14 protein-coding genes are annotated in these 16,497 nt (G+C 44.1%); all 14 read left to right on the top strand.

Features of this window, described 5'->3' with window-relative positions:
- Positions 1-186 precede the first annotated feature (186 nt).
- Entirely contained in the window at positions 187-1,350 is a 1,164-nt protein-coding gene (locus tag G6R08_RS05725; protein ID WP_163527099.1) for an ROK family transcriptional regulator, read from the top strand.
- A gap of 14 nt (positions 1,351-1,364) precedes the next feature.
- Positions 1,365-2,492 carry an extracellular solute-binding protein gene (locus G6R08_RS05720; protein ID WP_240339651.1) on the top strand — a complete coding sequence of 376 codons (1,128 nt, stop codon included), beginning with the start codon at positions 1,365-1,367 and terminating at the stop codon, positions 2,490-2,492.
- 30 nt (positions 2,493-2,522) lie between these two features.
- Positions 2,523-3,623, top strand: coding sequence for an ABC transporter ATP-binding protein (locus tag G6R08_RS05715; RefSeq protein ID WP_163527098.1), 1,101 nt, complete (start codon positions 2,523-2,525; stop codon positions 3,621-3,623).
- Between the two features lie 4 nt (positions 3,624-3,627).
- Entirely contained in the window at positions 3,628-5,316 is a 1,689-nt protein-coding gene (locus G6R08_RS05710) for an ABC transporter permease (RefSeq protein ID WP_163527097.1), read from the top strand.
- A 20-nt stretch (positions 5,317-5,336) separates the two neighbouring features.
- Positions 5,337-6,734, top strand: a complete 1,398-nt coding sequence (gene argH, locus G6R08_RS05705) for an argininosuccinate lyase (RefSeq protein WP_163527096.1) — start codon at positions 5,337-5,339, stop codon at positions 6,732-6,734.
- An 87-nt stretch (positions 6,735-6,821) separates the two neighbouring features.
- The gene (locus tag G6R08_RS05700) at positions 6,822-9,335 is read left to right on the top strand and encodes an NEW3 domain-containing protein (protein WP_163527095.1); all 2,514 of its coding nucleotides are present in this window, start codon (positions 6,822-6,824) and stop codon (positions 9,333-9,335) included.
- Between the two features lie 234 nt (positions 9,336-9,569).
- A complete protein-coding gene (locus G6R08_RS05695; protein ID WP_163527094.1) occupies positions 9,570-10,100 on the top strand; it encodes a hypothetical protein in 531 nt (176 codons plus the stop codon).
- 223 nt (positions 10,101-10,323) lie between these two features.
- Positions 10,324-11,493 (top strand): acyl-CoA dehydrogenase family protein, encoded by a 1,170-nt coding sequence (locus G6R08_RS05690; protein ID WP_079527665.1) that lies wholly within the window; start codon positions 10,324-10,326, stop codon positions 11,491-11,493.
- Positions 11,494-11,534: 41 nt separating this feature from the next.
- Complete coding sequence (gene fabG / locus G6R08_RS05685) at positions 11,535-12,299, top strand: 3-oxoacyl-ACP reductase FabG (RefSeq protein ID WP_163531133.1); 765 nt, start codon at positions 11,535-11,537, stop codon at positions 12,297-12,299.
- Positions 12,300-12,332: 33 nt separating this feature from the next.
- Entirely contained in the window at positions 12,333-12,782 is a 450-nt protein-coding gene (locus G6R08_RS05680; RefSeq protein WP_163527093.1) for a MaoC family dehydratase N-terminal domain-containing protein, read from the top strand.
- A complete protein-coding gene (locus G6R08_RS05675; RefSeq protein ID WP_163527092.1) occupies positions 12,779-13,180 on the top strand; it encodes a MaoC/PaaZ C-terminal domain-containing protein in 402 nt (133 codons plus the stop codon). The genes G6R08_RS05680 and G6R08_RS05675 overlap by 4 nt, the downstream gene beginning before the upstream one ends.
- Positions 13,181-13,225: 45 nt before the next feature.
- Entirely contained in the window at positions 13,226-14,431 is a 1,206-nt protein-coding gene (locus G6R08_RS05670) for an acyl-CoA dehydrogenase (RefSeq protein WP_163527091.1), read from the top strand.
- A 15-nt stretch (positions 14,432-14,446) separates the two neighbouring features.
- Positions 14,447-15,220, top strand: a complete 774-nt coding sequence (locus tag G6R08_RS05665) for an SDR family oxidoreductase (protein ID WP_163527090.1) — start codon at positions 14,447-14,449, stop codon at positions 15,218-15,220.
- 38 nt (positions 15,221-15,258) lie between these two features.
- Positions 15,259-16,428, top strand: coding sequence for a thiolase family protein (locus G6R08_RS05660; protein WP_163527089.1), 1,170 nt, complete (start codon positions 15,259-15,261; stop codon positions 16,426-16,428).
- The last annotated feature ends 69 nt before the right edge of the window (positions 16,429-16,497 follow it).

Raw genomic sequence — 16,497 nt, 5'->3', positions numbered from 1 at the left:
CCAAATCGATAAAGCTCGGCCCTAACTCAAGAAGATTCTTCCCTAACGCTAACGCACTACCATCAGAGTTATTTTTCTAAAGTTCTAAGTCCATTTTCATTGACATAGAATGAACCAAACGAATTAGTAAGTAAACTTTACTAACTGAATCATAAGTCTAAATCCGCAGGCTAAGGGGCTTATTCAATGCAGAGTGGAAATGCCAGTTACATTAAAAAAACTAATCAAAAGCGAATTTTAACATGTGTACGGGAGGAGGGATCTGTTTCCCGAGCCAATATTGCCAAAAAGCTTTCACTTAGCAAACCAACCGTATCTAGTCTTGTTGACACATTATTGGAAGAAGGGTGGATTCGGGAAGTTGGGTGTGGGGAGGCTTCCACCAACGGGGGCAGAAAGCCGGTAAATCTCACCTTTAATCCTAAAAAATCTTTCATGATTGGGATAGATTTTGGCGGGACGAATGTAGCCCTTGGTATAGCTGATTTAAATGGGGAGGTTTGCGCCTATCGGGAATTCCCAACTCAGGAACATTTGAATAAGGATTTGTTTAACGTCATCAAGCAGCATGTGGACATTATGAAACAGGAGTTAAAAATCGATGATCAGAAGATTCTAGGTGTCGGAGCTGGAATACCTGGGATCACCAATATAGATACAGGAATAGTGAAAGAGGCTCCTGCTCTTAAATGGAACCGTTTTCCCATAAGAGAAAAACTTAAGGAGATTTTTGACCTTCCCATATATATCGATAATGATGTGAATATTAACGTTCTTGGTGAGCATTGGAAAGGAGTCGGCCGCGGCAAGAATAACCTCATTTATATTGCGATCGGTACAGGAATTGGCAGTGGAATCATGGTGAATGGAAGGTTATTTCGAGGGAGCAACTATAGCGCAGGGGAGATTGGTTATGTAGTTACGGATCGAGTACATGCCGATCATTACCATCCCGTTTATGAAGGGTATGGATTTTTAGAGAGTATAGCCAGTGGCTCATCTATTGGGAACCGGTTATCTGGGCGGCTAGGTAAAATAGTTACGGCAAAAGAGGCGTTCGAGCTTTACCAGCAGCAACACAAGCAGGCTGTGGAAGTAGTTGATTTTGCACTGGAGAATTTAGCGCTAGGCGTGGCCAATTACGTGTCATTATTTGACCCGGAGCTCGTGATATTAGGGGGTGGTGTCAGCGGATCCTTTTCGATCATCAGGGAACAGATGATGAAGGTAATGGAGCGTTATACGCCAGGAACATATGAAGTCATGCCTACTTCCTTTGGTAAAGAAGCAGGTGTCATAGGGGCTGTGGCGCTGTTTTTGAAAGAGTCGGATACTTTGATTGAAATTTAATAGGGGGTTGTATTATGGATATCTTTAAAAAGAATTGGCTCGTTTCTTCTCTCTTTGTAGCAGTACTGCTTTTTGTTCTTGCAGGATGTATGGCAGGGGGGGCAAGTGAGGAGACAGCTGAGGAATCAGGTAAGAAGTCTAGTGAGGAAGGAAAAGGTTCTGGTTCCTCCGAAGAACTTGAAGACAAAGTAGTTGTATATTCACCGCATGGCAGTGACATTCTAAGTGAGTTTGAAAAACAGTTTGAGGCTGAATATGACGTCGATATGCAATTTTTAGATATGGGCTCTCAAGAAATATTAGACCGGGTCCGTTCGGAAAGAAATAATCCTCAAGCCGATGTATGGTGGGGGGCACCTCAGGTGAATTTTGATAAAGCAAAAGAAGAAGGTTTGTTGGCTAAATATAAACCTTCTTATGCAGATGCTCTTCCTGAAATGTACCACGACGAGGATTGGATGTGGTCAGGAACATCTATTACACCAGAAGTTATTTTGTACAATACAAAAGAAATCTCACCAGAAGAAGCACCTAAGGATTGGGATGATCTTCTTGATCCTAAGTGGAAAGATGAAATCATCATTCGTTATCCGTTAGCTTCAGGAACGATGCGCACGATATTCTCCTCGATGATTTATCGTACGTATCAAGAAACCCAGAGTCCTGAACAGGGGTATGAATGGCTGCAGAAACTCGATGAGAATACGAAGGAATATGCGGCCAACCCGGAAATTATGTATAACCAGGTGGCAAAAGGTGTCGGCTCCTTATCTGTCTGGAATATGCCGGACACGGTCATGTTAGCAAAAGAAAAAGGGTATCCGTTTGATTATGTTATTCCGGAGAGCGGCACACCTGTGCTGACGGAAGGAATTGCTCTTGTAAAAGATGCGCCGCATCCTAAAGCTGCCAAAGCCTTTTACGAGTTTGTGAATACGAAAGAAGCTGCCAAACTATTAGCCGAAAAATACTACCGCATTCCGACTCGTGAGGATATAGAAAACTTGCCTGACTGGATTACGGAAACGGATATTAAGCCAATGGACATTGACTGGACTCTTTTCCAGGAGAAGTCACAAGAGTGGATGGAACATTGGGATACAAAAATTAAGAACACTGAGAAGGATAAAAGCCAGCAATAGAACTTATTAGATAAAGGGAGTTGTTGATTCATGTCAACAGTGAATTTATCAACGATTACAAAACAATTCGGTGAGATCACGGCAGTCAAAGACTTAGATTTATTAATCGAAGAAGGCGAATTTTTTACCTTTCTAGGTCCTAGTGGATGCGGGAAAACGACAACGCTTCGAATGATTGCCGGGTTCTATTACCCTACCCACGGTAAAGTCAAATTTAACGACAAAGATATGACGACAGTCCCACCTGAAAAAAGAAATACGGGCATGGTGTTTCAAAACTATGCCCTTTTTCCTCATATGACAGTGTTTGAAAATGTTGCTTTTGGTTTGAAAGTTAGGAAAGTTAATAAAACCGAGACGAGAAAAAGGGTAGAGGATGTCCTAAAAAAAGTTCGTCTGGAATCATATATCCAGCGTCAGGTGAGTCAATTGAGCGGTGGGCAGCAGCAACGAGTTGCTTTAGCCAGGGCGCTAGTGATTGAACCCGATATTTTACTTTTAGACGAACCGCTAAGTAATTTGGATGCTAGATTGCGAGATGAAATGCGCACGGAAATCCTAAGGCTGCAGCGAGAGTATGGCATTACAACCATTTACGTAACCCATGACCAAGTTGAAGCTTTAACGATGAGTGATCGAATCGCTGTCTTCAAGGATGGGAAGTGCCAGCAGATGGGAACCCCAACTGATATTTACAACGAGCCAGTGAATAATTTTGTAGCTGAGTTTATTGGAGAAACCAATTTATCACCAGTAACACTGGATAAGAAACAAGAAGAAGCGTTCGTTTTCCATTCCGATTCTCTTAAAAGCCCCATACGTGTGAAAAACTCTAAACAGAACATAGCAACTTATCACGAAGATGATGAATTAATGATCTCCATCAGGCCAGAAGCGATTCAAGTCAGCGATGAGGCGTTGCCAGATCGGCAAAACTTATGGACAGGTGAAGTGTCCCTTGTGCAGTTTACCGGCGCATCTGTTCATACTTTTATAAAAATAAATGAAGAAATAACACTTAGGGCTACTGGTTTAAATCGAGGACCAAGTACGTATTTTGCGGAGGGAGCAACCGTTAGTGTGCACATGCCGGAGGACCAAATACGCGTGATTCCAAGGGCAAGGGAGTGACACGATGAAGTTAAAGGCTGAACATCGAAAAACATTACTCCTATTAATTCCCGTACTTGTCGTCTTGGTTGGGTATGTCCTTTATCCGTCGATCGAAACGCTGCTTGAAAGTTTTAAACGAAATGGACTCTTCTCATTGCAAAATTATCAAGATTTCTTTGGAACAAAGGCCGCTGCCAATTTAGAGGCACTTTGGCACTCCGTCTATATTTCTTTATTGTCAGTTCTCTTCAGTGCACTGATTGGGATTCCTTTAGCGTATATTTTTAACCGTTATGACTTTCCGGGACGTCAATTCTTTTCAAACATTGCCATTATGCCGATCGTTCTCCCTTCTTTAGTTGGAGTCATGGCTTTTATGTTTTTATATGGAGAAGCCGGCTTAGTTCCCAATGCACTGAAAGATCTATTCAACTTATCTGAGATTCCTTTCAGTATTGGGGGAGTTTCCGGGATATTGTTGGTGCATGCTTACACGATGTATCCATACTTTTATATGACGACTTCGTCAGCGTTAAATAATATTGATCCTTCTTTAGAAGAAGCAGCCTACAATCTAGGTTCCAGTAAATTTAGTGTGTTTAGAAAAATTACTTTTCCTCTGTTAACCCCGGGGTTAGTGGCTGCCTCTTTATTAGTGTTTATGGTTTCGATGGCCTCTTTTAGTGCGCCTTTTTTACTGGCAGGGGGGTATCGGGTATTAAGTCTGCAAATCTATTTTTCAAAAGTGAATGGCAATTTGGAAATGGCGGCAACCCAATCTGTTATTCTATCAGCCGTCTCAATCTCTTTTCTATTATTTATGCGCTGGTACCAGGGGCGCAAGGATTATCGGATGGCCAGTAAAGGAATTGGAGCTCATCGCAGTGAAGTCAGTAACCCACTTTTAAAATGGTGCATGGTATCACTAGGAATAGTGGCGATGATTATCTTGCTATTGCCACATGCCACGTTAATGCTTCTATCCCTTGTACCTGAGGGAGGGTGGACATGGCAGACTTACCCGCAAGCCTTCAGCCTTGAAAACTTCAGGTTACTATTTGAAGATCCAAATATTTGGGACCCTGTAAAAAATAGTTTGATCATGTCGGCTTTAGCCTGTATCGGTGTGTTCGTATTTGGCATTATCACCTCTTATGCCCTTGTGAAGCGTAGTTTTATAGGGAAGAATCTAGTCGATATTCTCGTCATGATACCTTGGGCTTTACCTGCGACTGTTGTTGGTATGAATTTAATTCTGGCGTTTAACCAGGCTTCTCCGTTTTCATTTGGAAGAGTGCTCGTAGGGACATTTTGGATCTTGCCGCTTGCCTACTTTATCCGCTTCATCCCGCTTGTGGTCAGGTCGACATCTGCTGTACTAGAACAAATGGATGATTCGATTGAAGAGGCTGCACAAAACTTAGGAGCCAAGTGGCTTTACACCTTTAGACGTGTCGTGATTCCGATTATCATGCCGGGTGTGCTGAGTGGTACGTTGCTTGCTTTTGTTCAGGCTGTAGGAGAATTTCCGACGTCCGTACTGCTTTATACGATTGGCAACCGGCCTATCTCGATTGAGATTATGAATCAATTAAGGCAGTTTAACATTGGTCAGGCAGCAGCCTATGGAATGATTCAGGTGGGCATAATTGCGATCGTCCTGTTTGTAGCTTATAAGTTTTTAGGTGTTAAATCTGAAAATACATTATAAATTTGGGGTGCATGTTTCTAATGAGCCGTGCTAAAGAACAGTTCGAACACAGTGACGGGATAACTTTTCCAGGAAAAACGTATGTAGAGTCCTTGTTGAAACCAATGTTTTACGATCAAAAAGAACATTTATTGGATGCGATGTTTATGGTTCATAAAGCACATACGACCATGCTAGAAGAGCAGGGGATCCTGACCAATGAAGAGAAGGCTGCTATTTTAAAAGGGATTGAAGCGGTAGAAAGTCTTGATGAACGTCAAATAAACTATTCCTCGGGTTACGAGGATTTATTTTTTTTAATTGAATCAAAGATTGGTGATTACATCGGTGAAGAATTAGCTGGGAAAATGCACATGGGTAAAAGCCGGAACGATATGGGCGAGACGATGTATCGAATTGTAATCAGGGATTATCTTAAACAGGCAATCCGTGAGACGAAGCAGCTTGGTGAAGCTATTCTAGTACAGGCAGAACAGCACGTTGATTCGATTATGCCAGCTCATACTCATACACAGCCGGCCCAACCGACAACGTTTGGACATTATTTAGTGGCGGTTTATGACAATTTGCAAAGAGATATAATACGGTTAAAGCAGGCGTATCAAACCGTGAATCAATCACCGATGGGAGCGGCAGCTATTACAACAACCGGTTTTCCGATTAATCGGGAGCGAATGGTTGGACTGCTCGGTTTTGATGGGTTGGTCGAAAACTCCTATGATGCGATCGCAGCGGGAGACTACCTGATTGAAGCAGGTCAGGCGCTGATCAGCTTAATGACCAATATTGGTCGCTGGATCCAAGAGTTTCTCCGCATGGCATCTAAGGAAGTCGGGTTGTTAAACGTCTCAGATGCCTACGTACAAGTCAGCAGTATTATGCCACAGAAACGAAATCCTGTTTCGATTGAACATTCTCGTGCTTTAGCGAGCAGTGCAGCCGCAGAGGGGATGGCGGTCGTTCATATGATCCACAATACACCTTATGGAGATATTAATGATACGGAAGATGACCTGCAGCCGCATATCTATAATGGGTTCAAAAAGGGTTCACGCGTGTTGCGTCTTATGCATGCTGTCATTGTAACGATGAATTTTGACAAGGAAAGGGCAGAGAAACAAGCCCGCGAAAATATGATTACGATTACTGAATTAGCCGATGTACTCGCCCGTGATTATGGAGTACCTTTTAGAAAAGCACATCAAACCGCTAGTCTGATCGCCAAAAAAGCATTGCACTTGAGTAAAGAGTTGTATGAAATATCGTTATCCCAAATTAATGAGTGGGTAGGTGATGTGGAACTGAAGAAAGAGGATTGGGAGGCGATTATTGATCCTGTTTGTTTTGTAGAAAGAAGAAAGGTGACGGGGGGACCAAATCCTGATGTTGTAAGGGAAATGATTGATAGAAGGAAATGATTGTGCTGCTGACACATGCTTAGGGGGTGGTTCTAATTTAGTTTTCTCTAAATCTTCTGGATGTGTCAACTTAGAAAGGGGAATGGGATGAAAAAGTTTTCGTTAGTACTTCTGATCGCGATGTTAATTGTTCCATTGGCTGCTCCGCTAAATTCCTATGGGAAAGGGAAAGCGGATTCGGATGTTGAGCTCTGGAACAAATTAAAGCCATTAGATACAACACTTAGCTTTCTAAATACCGGAGCACATCCTGACGATGAGCGCAGTCATCTGCTTGCTTATTTGTCGAGAGGACTTGGGATCAGAACAGCCAGTCTGATCGCTAACCGCGGTGAGGGCGGACAAAACGAAATCGGTAAGGAACTTGGCAATGCACTAGGGATCATACGCTCTAATGAAATGAAGGAAGCCTCAAAGGTTACAGGGGTGGAAGTATTTCATTTAAGCCAGACGACCGACGATCCGATTTATGATTTCGGTTTCTCAAAAAGTCCTGAAGAGACGTTGGAAAAATGGGGAGAAGAACTTACTTATAAACGGTTCATCCGCAGAATTCGAACCTATAAGCCTGATATTTTATTCCCTTCTTTTTTGAACGTTGAATCGCAGCACGGTCATCATCGAGCGATTAACTTATTGACAAGAAGAGCCTTTGAAGATGCTGCCGATCCAACAGTTTTTCCTGAACAGCTTGAAGAAGGGCTGTCTACCTGGCAAGTGAAGAAACTCTATCTGCCTGCTGACTCAGGCAATGCCACAACTTCACTGCAAATAGGGAAATATGATCCAATCTATGGGATGACGTACCCGCAGCTTGGTGAAAAATCACGATATCTCCACAAGAGTCAGGGAATGGGGGAAGATATACCGGCTGAACCTGAAACGGTCCATTTAAGACTTGCTAAGTCCGTGACTGAAATACCAAATGAAGAAAATATGTTTGACGGTTTAGCTTATGATTTTAAGGAGATCGGCGCCCGTCTTAAGAGTGATGACCCTGGTCTCAGTGCTAAGCTGACCCATTTCCAGAAAACACTCGATAAGGTGATCGAACAATATCCTGATCGTTCAAAAGCGTTGAAAAAGGCACATGTGGCTCTTAAAGAAGTAAGGCATTTGCAGTCAAAAACTGAAAAGAGCCGTTTAGAATCGAAAGATAAAGAAGATATCCTGTTTCGCCTTGATGTAAAAGAGGATCAGCTTACTGAAGTAAGTAAGGTGGCTTCCAGTCTAGAAGTTCAGACAGTGGTTGGAGACGCTACCCTAGTACAGAACGGGCAAACGAATGTAACGGTCACCATGAAAAATAACGGCAAACAGCTTCTTAAAGATGTTCACCCGGCCTTAAGCCTCCCTGAAGGGTGGACGGTTGAAGAATCACCAAAACCTTTTCGTTTAAAATCAGGAGAGAGTAAAACTGTTGAATTTACTGTCAATGTCCCTTCAGACGCCGAGTACTTTAAACCATATGATGAGTCTAGTATACAGACCAAACTATCTTATTCAGTCGGTCCCGCTGAAGTAAAACAAAGCTATCAAACCGAGAGTACGGTAGCCGTTTTACCAGACGTATCTATACAATCGGATCCAACCAGCTTAGTCGTTAACACACTGGATGTACCTGAAGAAATTACCGTTGAAGCCAAAGTACAAAATAACACCTCAGGATCGCTTGAAACTTCTGTGGAACTTGATATTCCAGATGGATGGACGGCAGAACCTGAGTTGAAGCCTGTAGCTTTCAGCGAAGAGAACGAAACACAAACGGTTACCTTTACTGTCTCTCCGAGCGCGGAAGTGGATAAGGGAGAATTTACTATACAGCCAGTCGTCAAAGAAAATGGAAAGTCGTTACGTACCTACGTTCAAAAAATTGACTATGAACATATCAATACCTCGTACTATCTGCAGCCAGCCAAGGTTGAAGGGGTAGCCTTTGATTTGAAAATGCCTGACAACTTAAAAGTCGGTTACATTGACAGCGGCTTTGATAAAGTAGCTGATCGATTACAGGGCATCGGCATGGATGTAACAAAACTTGGACCAGAAGATTTGAAATCAGGAGACCTCTCTCAATACGATACGATCGTAACAGGTGTCAGGGCTTACTTGTCTCGTGAGGATTTGCGGAATAATAACAAGCGACTGCTTCAATACGCAGAAGATGGCGGCCATCTTGTCGTTCAGTACAATAAACCATGGGATAATTGGAACTCGGATTCGACGGCTCCATACAAACTAGTTATTGGTCAGCCATCGATTGAGTGGCGAGTTACTGATGAAACAGCTGAGGTACACGTGCAAAAACCAAACCATCCTCTCTTTAATTATCCGAACACTATCACTGAGAAGGATTGGTCCAATTGGGTTCAAGAAAGAGGCTTGTATTTCCCAATGGAATGGGATGACAGGTTTGAAACGTTCGTCAGCATGGCGGATCCAAATGAAGAACCTTTTGACAGCGGGATTTTAATGGCGGACTACGGTGAGGGAAGCTATTTATATACTAACCTTGTCTGGTACCGGCAAATCCAAAATCAGGTGCCGGGAGGGTATCGTATTTTTACCAATCTAGTGAGTTATCCGCTCGATGACGAATAAGGAAGTTAGAAGGGTTACCGGTTTTGACTGGTAACCCCTTTTTTAGTTTACTGATGGTTATTTCCATTATATAGCCTTCGAGGTTGTTAATTCGATTTTTCAGCGTAAAATGCTATAACTACTTCTCTATTTGCAAATTTATTAAAAGCAGGTGATTCAATGTGAGCAAATCGAAAGGAGTGAAATGGGACAGAATGTAGAATTTTCAGTAAACATTTTGAATAGGGGGATAATATGAAAGTTTTACAGCTGGTGACTATAGGAATACTAGTGATCTTACTTTTCGTGGTGGTACAAATCAATCAGGATCTAAGGGATGAACGTAAACAAACTAAAGAAGAGATAAACGCACTTAAGGAAGAATTGAATTCAACAAAAGAAACTCTCGCGTCTCAAACTTCGTTAATGACTTCCCCTCAGCAAAAAGCTATCTCTGTAGCTGAAAATTTTGTTCATTCTTATTTCGGATATAACAAGCAGCCTGAAAAAGAGGAAGTGGACAAGTATGTAACCGAGACCCTTATGCAGAATTTAACCTTCCAAGAATCGGAGCGAAAATACCCAGGGGGTGTCAATTCGAATATAAGTGATCTAACTGTTTACTATGGAAAGCATACAAGCACAACTCAGACTCTATTTTTCACATTTAACAATAGATTTATTGTAAGTGATGTAACCAGCAGTATCAGTTCCTACCTAAGGGTTGATATGATAAAGGAACATAACAAATGGAAGGTAGACGATATTTCATTAAATCAATTTTAGAGCATAGGACAGGAAAAAACTCTCATATAACTCAATTTCTAGTGTTTGAAACTACCACAACTATTACCGATTCTTATTTCTCGACATAATAAGACGAATTTTACGGGTTGTATTTTCTGAAAGTTTAAAATAGTATAGAATCATGACGTACTAACCAGTTGGTATGTAATATTCAGTCTTACATTTTTTTATAAAAATTACTTAAGAGAATGGGGATCTTTATATGCATTTACGGTTAACAGATGAACAGCAAATGGTGAAGGAAACGATAAGGAAGTTTGTAGAAAAGGAATTAATCCCTTTAGAAAACGAAGTACTTCGCAATGAGCGTGAGGGCAAGCCGAGTCTCTCGCCTGAAAAAATGCAGGAGCTGCAGCTGAAGGCGAAGGAAGCCGGATTCTGGGGGATCAATACACCGGAAGAATATGGCGGGGCTGATCTTGGACAGATGATGCTTGCGATTGTGCAGATGGAAGTGGCGAGGACATTCGTTCCGTTCCAGTTCGGCGGTTCGGCGGATAACATCCTCTATTATGGAAATGAGGAGCAGAAGCAGAAATATCTCCTTCCCACCATCAATGGAGAGAAGAAGTCTTGTTTTGCTATGACAGAGCCGGACGCTGGATCCGATACGAGAAATATTCGCATGACGGCTGTTAAAGATGGCAATGAGTGGGTGTTAAATGGTGAAAAAACCTTTATCACTGGTGGGAACGAGGCTGACTTTGTGATGGTGATTGCGATTACGGATAAGGAGCTGCACCAATCTTCAGGAGGTCGTAAAGGCGTGACCTGCTTCATTGCGGATCGGTCGATGGGCTGGAAGTCTGAATATATCGATACGATGGGAGAATGGGGACCTGCTGGGTTAGTTTTCGATAATGTCAGGGTTCCGGAGGAGAATATTTTAGGGGAAGTGAATGGCGGATACGACCTTGGGCTGGAGTGGATAGGCTTTGCCAGGTGGATTGTCGGGGCGCGTGCCGTTGGTTCAGCGGAACGTTTGTTAAACATGGCGATTGATTACGCGAATGAGCGCAAAACGTTTGGAAAGCCGATCGCGGCCAGGCAGGCGATTCAATGGCAGATTGCCGATTCAGCAGTGGAAATTGAGGCGGCAAAATGGCTCGTACTCAATGCTGCCTTCACGCTTGATCAGGGTGAGGATAACCGACATGCGGCTTCGATGGCCAAGTTGTATGGTTCCAATATGGGCAATAGAGTCGTTGATCGTGTGCTGCAAATTCACGGCGGCATGGGCTACACTAGAGAGCTGCCGATTGAACGCTGGTACCGGGAGGCTCGGCTATGGAGAATTTACGATGGTACCGATGAGATTCAGCGGTTAATTATTTCTAGGAATCTACTACGTGGACATGTAAAAATAGGGTAAGAGAAAAAAATTTTGTAAGGAATATAGAGGAGGTATAAATGATGGCAGGTAGATTTGATAACAAAGTAGCATTTGTAACAGGTGGAAGCCGTGGAATAGGAAAAGGAATTGTGGAGCTTTTTGCAGAGGAAGGTGCCAAGGTAGCAATCATCGATGTGAATGAGGAAGCGCTTAGTGCAACGAAGAATGAACTCGAAGGAAAAGGTGTTGAGGTCTTCGCTCAGGTGGCCAATGTGGTCGAGCTCGACGAGGTAAAAGCTGCTATGAAAGAGGCGTATGAGCGGTTCGGATCCATTAATATTCTCGTTAATAACGCCGGTGTCATTCGCGACAATATGTTGTTTAAGATGACCGATTCTGACTGGGATACTGTAATGAACGTCCATCTTAAAGGATCATTTAACGCCGCACGGGCAGCTCAGGGGTATATGGTCGAGAATAAATATGGACGAATCATCAATCTTTCCTCCACTTCAGCACTCGGCAATCGCGGGCAGGCTAACTATGCGACAGCTAAAGCTGGCTTGCAAGGTTTTACAAAAACGCTTGCCATTGAACTAGGCAAGTTTGGGATCACGGTCAACGCGGTTGCCCCAGGGTTTATTGAAACAGATATGACGAAAGAGACTGCTGCCCGCATAGGCATTTCATTTGAAGATTTGGTGAAAGCAAGCGTTGATAAAATCCCTGCTGGAAGAAGCGGAAAGCCTGAGGATATTGCGAATGCGGTCGCTTTTTACGCGGATGAAAAGTCTTCTTTTGTGAACGGTCAAGTCTTGTATGTTGCTGGGGGTCCAAAAGATTAACGTTTGTACTCAAATCTAAAGTGAGGTGATCACATGTTAACGGATAGTATTGGGAAACGGTCTGAGAAAATAAAGAATACGGTCGAAAGAGGGGCTGTCAAGAAGTTTGCAGAGGCGATTGGTGATAACCATCCGATCTTCGTTTGCGAAGAAACAGGGCAGCAATCGCGATATCGCACTAATATTGCTCCGCCGACTTTTCCAAGAGTGTTTGACTATGGAGTTATCGAAGGATTAAATTTGCCGAAAAAAGGGTTGATTCACGGTGAACAACTCTATCATTATGAACGGCCGCTGCTAGTGGGTGAGGACGTTTACTGTTATCAGGAAGTGAATGATTACTATGAGCGAAACGGTAAAAGCGGTGAAATGGGATTTTTGCAAATTAAACGTTACGGAGAAGACGCCGACGGGCATGTTATTTTTACTGAGGAACAGGTTGTCATTATTACGGAGGCGGTTCGAAAGGGGATGGAAGTATGAGTATGATGACAGAGCTTGAAGTTGGTGAATCGCTGCAATCGGTTACGCTTGATCCAGTTTCGCGTCTGGATTTAATCAAATATGCTGGAGCGTCTGGCGATTATAATCCGATTCATACGATCGACGAGGAAGCAGAAAAGGCTGGTTTGCCAGGGATTATTGCTCACGGTATGTGGACGATGGGGAATCTATCCAAACTTTTCACCCCCTTTTATGAGGAAGGATTTATCGAGGATTACACGATCCGGTTTAAAGGCATGGTGTTTCTGAACGATGAAATCACGCTGCAGGCTGTTTTGGCCGAAAACAAGGAAGAACAATTAGGTTTCGACGTTGCAGCCACCAATCAAAAAGGTAAGGACGTCATCAAAGGACGTGTAGCATTTCGCAAAGTGTAAAAAATGCGCCTACATAAAAGGTGGCCTATCATAAGGAGGTTCGTTATGCAGTTTGAATACTCGGAAAAAGTTCAAAAGTTGCAGGAACGGCTGAATACGTTTATGGAAGAATACGTTTATCCGAATGAGTCGGTGTATGAAGAGCAGCTAAATCAAGAGGCACGGTTCTCTGAAGTTCCGGCAATAATGGAAGAGTTGAAGGAGAAAGCGAAGGAACAGGGGTTGTGGAATTTATTTTTGCCAGACAGCGAATCCGGAGCTGGCTTATCAAACATTGAATATGCTCCGTTATGTGAAATTATGGGACGTTCGAGTATTGCCCCTGAGGTGTTCAATTGTGCTGCGCCAGATACAGGCAATATGGAGCTGTTGGAACGGTATGGCACGAAGGAGCAGAAGGAGAAGTGGCTGGCTCCGCTGCTGGATGGAGAAATCCGTTCTTGTTTTTCCATGACAGAACCTGATGTAGCTTCTTCAGATGCGACGAACATTAAGACGAGTATTGTCCGCGATGGGGATGAGTATGTGGTCAACGGTACGAAATGGTGGTCTTCCGGGGCGGGAGATCCGCGCTGTAAGATTGCCATCGTGATGGGCAAAAATGACCCGGATGCCGCTAAGCATGAGCAGCAATCTATGATTCTCGTTCCACTCGATACTCCTGGCGTCACGATCAAAAGGACGCTCCCCGTTTTCGGTTATGATCACGCCCCGCACGGTCACGCTGAGATTGACTACGACAACGTCCGCGTTCCTGCGGAGAACCTGATTTGGGGCGAAGGAAAAGGGTTCGCGATCGCACAAGGAAGGCTTGGACCTGGCCGTATTCATCATTGCATGCGATCGATCGGAGCTGCCGAGCGGGCGCTCGAAGATCTGTGCAAGCGGGTCAAGGAACGGGAGACTTTTGGCAAAAAACTGGCTGACCAAGGTGTAATCAGGGAATGGATTGCTGATTCTCGCATCGATATAGAGCAAGCTAGATTGCTAACATTAAAAGCCGCTTACATGATGGATACGGTGGGTAACAAGGAAGCCAAAGCGGAAATCGCGATGATCAAAGTCGTAGCACCAAATATGGCCTTGAAAGTGATCGACCGTGCCATTCAAGCCTTTGGAGCAGCAGGGGTAAGTGATGACTACTCGTTAGCTGCCAAATGGGCGAATATCCGTACACTGCGTTTAGCGGACGGGCCGGATGAAGTTCATCGCCGAGCGATTGCCCGAACGGAACTGAAGAAATATCACTAAACAGGAGGAACGTTCATGCATGTACAAGAACTTTTTAATCTGAAAGGAAAAACGGCAATTGTAACAGGCGGAGGACGAGGATTAGGAAAACAGATCGCTGAAGGATTTGCCGAGTCTGGAGCAAATGTTGTCGTTTGTTCGAGGAAGGTTGAGGCATGTCAGGAAGTGAGTGAAGACTTGAAGAAGCACGGCGTTGATTCCCTTGCTTTATCATGTGACGTCACGAATACAGACGATATTCAGCACGTTGTCGAGCAGGCCGTGGAACGGTTTGGCCGCATCGACATTTTAGTGAATAACAGTGGAGCTACCTGGGGCGCGCCTGTTGAAGAGATGCCCTTAGAAGCATGGCAGAAGGTCATCAATGTCAATGTAACCGGAACTTTCCTCATGTCCCAAGCCGTCGGAAAAGTGATGCTTGAGCAAGGATCAGGCAAGATTCTCAACATTGCTTCAGTAGCTGGACTGAAAGGTTCTGATCCGAAGTACATGGATACGATTGGCTATAACTCTAGTAAAGGGGCAATCCTGACATTTACGAAAGATTTAGCGGTCAAATGGGGGCCTAGGGGCATCCACGTAAACGCGATCGCACCAGGTTTTTTTCCTACTAAAATGTCGAAAGTGTTGATCGAACAAGGTGGAGACGCCATGCTGGAAGCCACTCCATTGAGGAAATTTGGCGGAGAAGATGACATAAAAGGCGCAGCGGTTTTTCTAAGTTCAGCGGCTTCTAATCATATAACCGGGGATGTTGTAATTATTGATGGCGGCTCTCATGCGATGTAGGATGAGTCGATTTTTGCAAAAAAAGGAGTGGAAGGTAAATGGAACGTGATGCTGTCATTGTCTCAGCCGTTCGAACAGCGATCGGTAGACAAGGAGGAACATTAGCTTCAATCCCGGCACATGTGTTGGGGGCAGAGGTGATCAAAGAAGCCGTTAGTCGTGCCCAGCTGTCTCCGGAAATGATCGAGGATGTGATTTTCGGTAACGTGTTAAGCGGCGGGGGCAATATTGCCAGATTATCTGCCTTGCAAACGGGACTTTCTATTAATTTGCCAGGTTTAACGGTTGACCGTCAATGCGGATCGGGATTAAACGCGATTCAATTAGCTGCTCAGGCCATCAAGGCGGGAGAAGGCGATGTGTATATAGCGGGCGGCACTGAAAGCATGAGCCGTGCCCCTTACTTAATGGACCGTCCGGAGCGTGCGTACAGTCCGGTGCCTCCGAAAATTAGAAAGTCACAGCTTTCTCCGCAGGAAATAGGCGATCCGCCGATGGGAATTACAGCGGAAAATCTAGCAGAAAAATACTTAGTCGGCCGTGAAGAACAGGACGAATTTGCACTGCAAAGTCAACAACGGATGGCGAATGCCATGAAAGAGGGACGGTTTGAGGAACAAATTGTGCCGATCAGTGTACCTGTACGAAAAAGTGCTCCGATCGATTTTAGAACGGATGAACACCCTCGGCCGCAAACGACGTTTGATGGGTTGTCGATGCTTCGGCCAGCGTTTCTTGAAGCTGGCACAGTAACGGCTGGTAACAGTTCCGGCTTAAATGACGCTGCTTCTGCTTTAACCTTGCTATCCAGAGAAAAAGCGGATGCACTTGGCGTAACACCTTTAGCAACGGTCAGGGAATGTACCGTTTCCGGAGTAGATCCGAACATTATGGGAATTGGACCTGTACCTGCGACAAGAAAAGTTTTACAAAAGGCGGGACTCACGCTAGAGGATATGGATGTAATCGAAATCAATGAAGCTTTTGCCGGGCAGGTGCTTGCCTGTAACCGTGAGCTTGAGATGAATATGGATAAGGTGAATATAAACGGCGGAGCGATTGCTCACGGACATCCGCTTGGCGCGACAGGCGCGATCCTAACAACAAAAGCAGTTTATGAACTGGAGCGTTCAGGTGGACGCTATGCTCTAATTACGGCTTGTATCGGCGGCGGTCAAGGTATTGCTATGGTGATTGAGCGAGGGTAAAAGGACAATTGCAGGCGAGAAGGTGGGAGTTAAGTGTCCTTTAGGTATGATATAATTTGGTATCATTCC

Source organism: Halobacillus ihumii (genome assembly GCF_902726645.1).
Classification (GTDB): Bacteria; Bacillota; Bacilli; order Bacillales; family Halobacillaceae; genus Halobacillus_A; species Halobacillus_A ihumii.
Note: the sequence above shows the minus strand (reverse complement) of the source record. Positions and strands in the feature narration are given on the sequence as shown.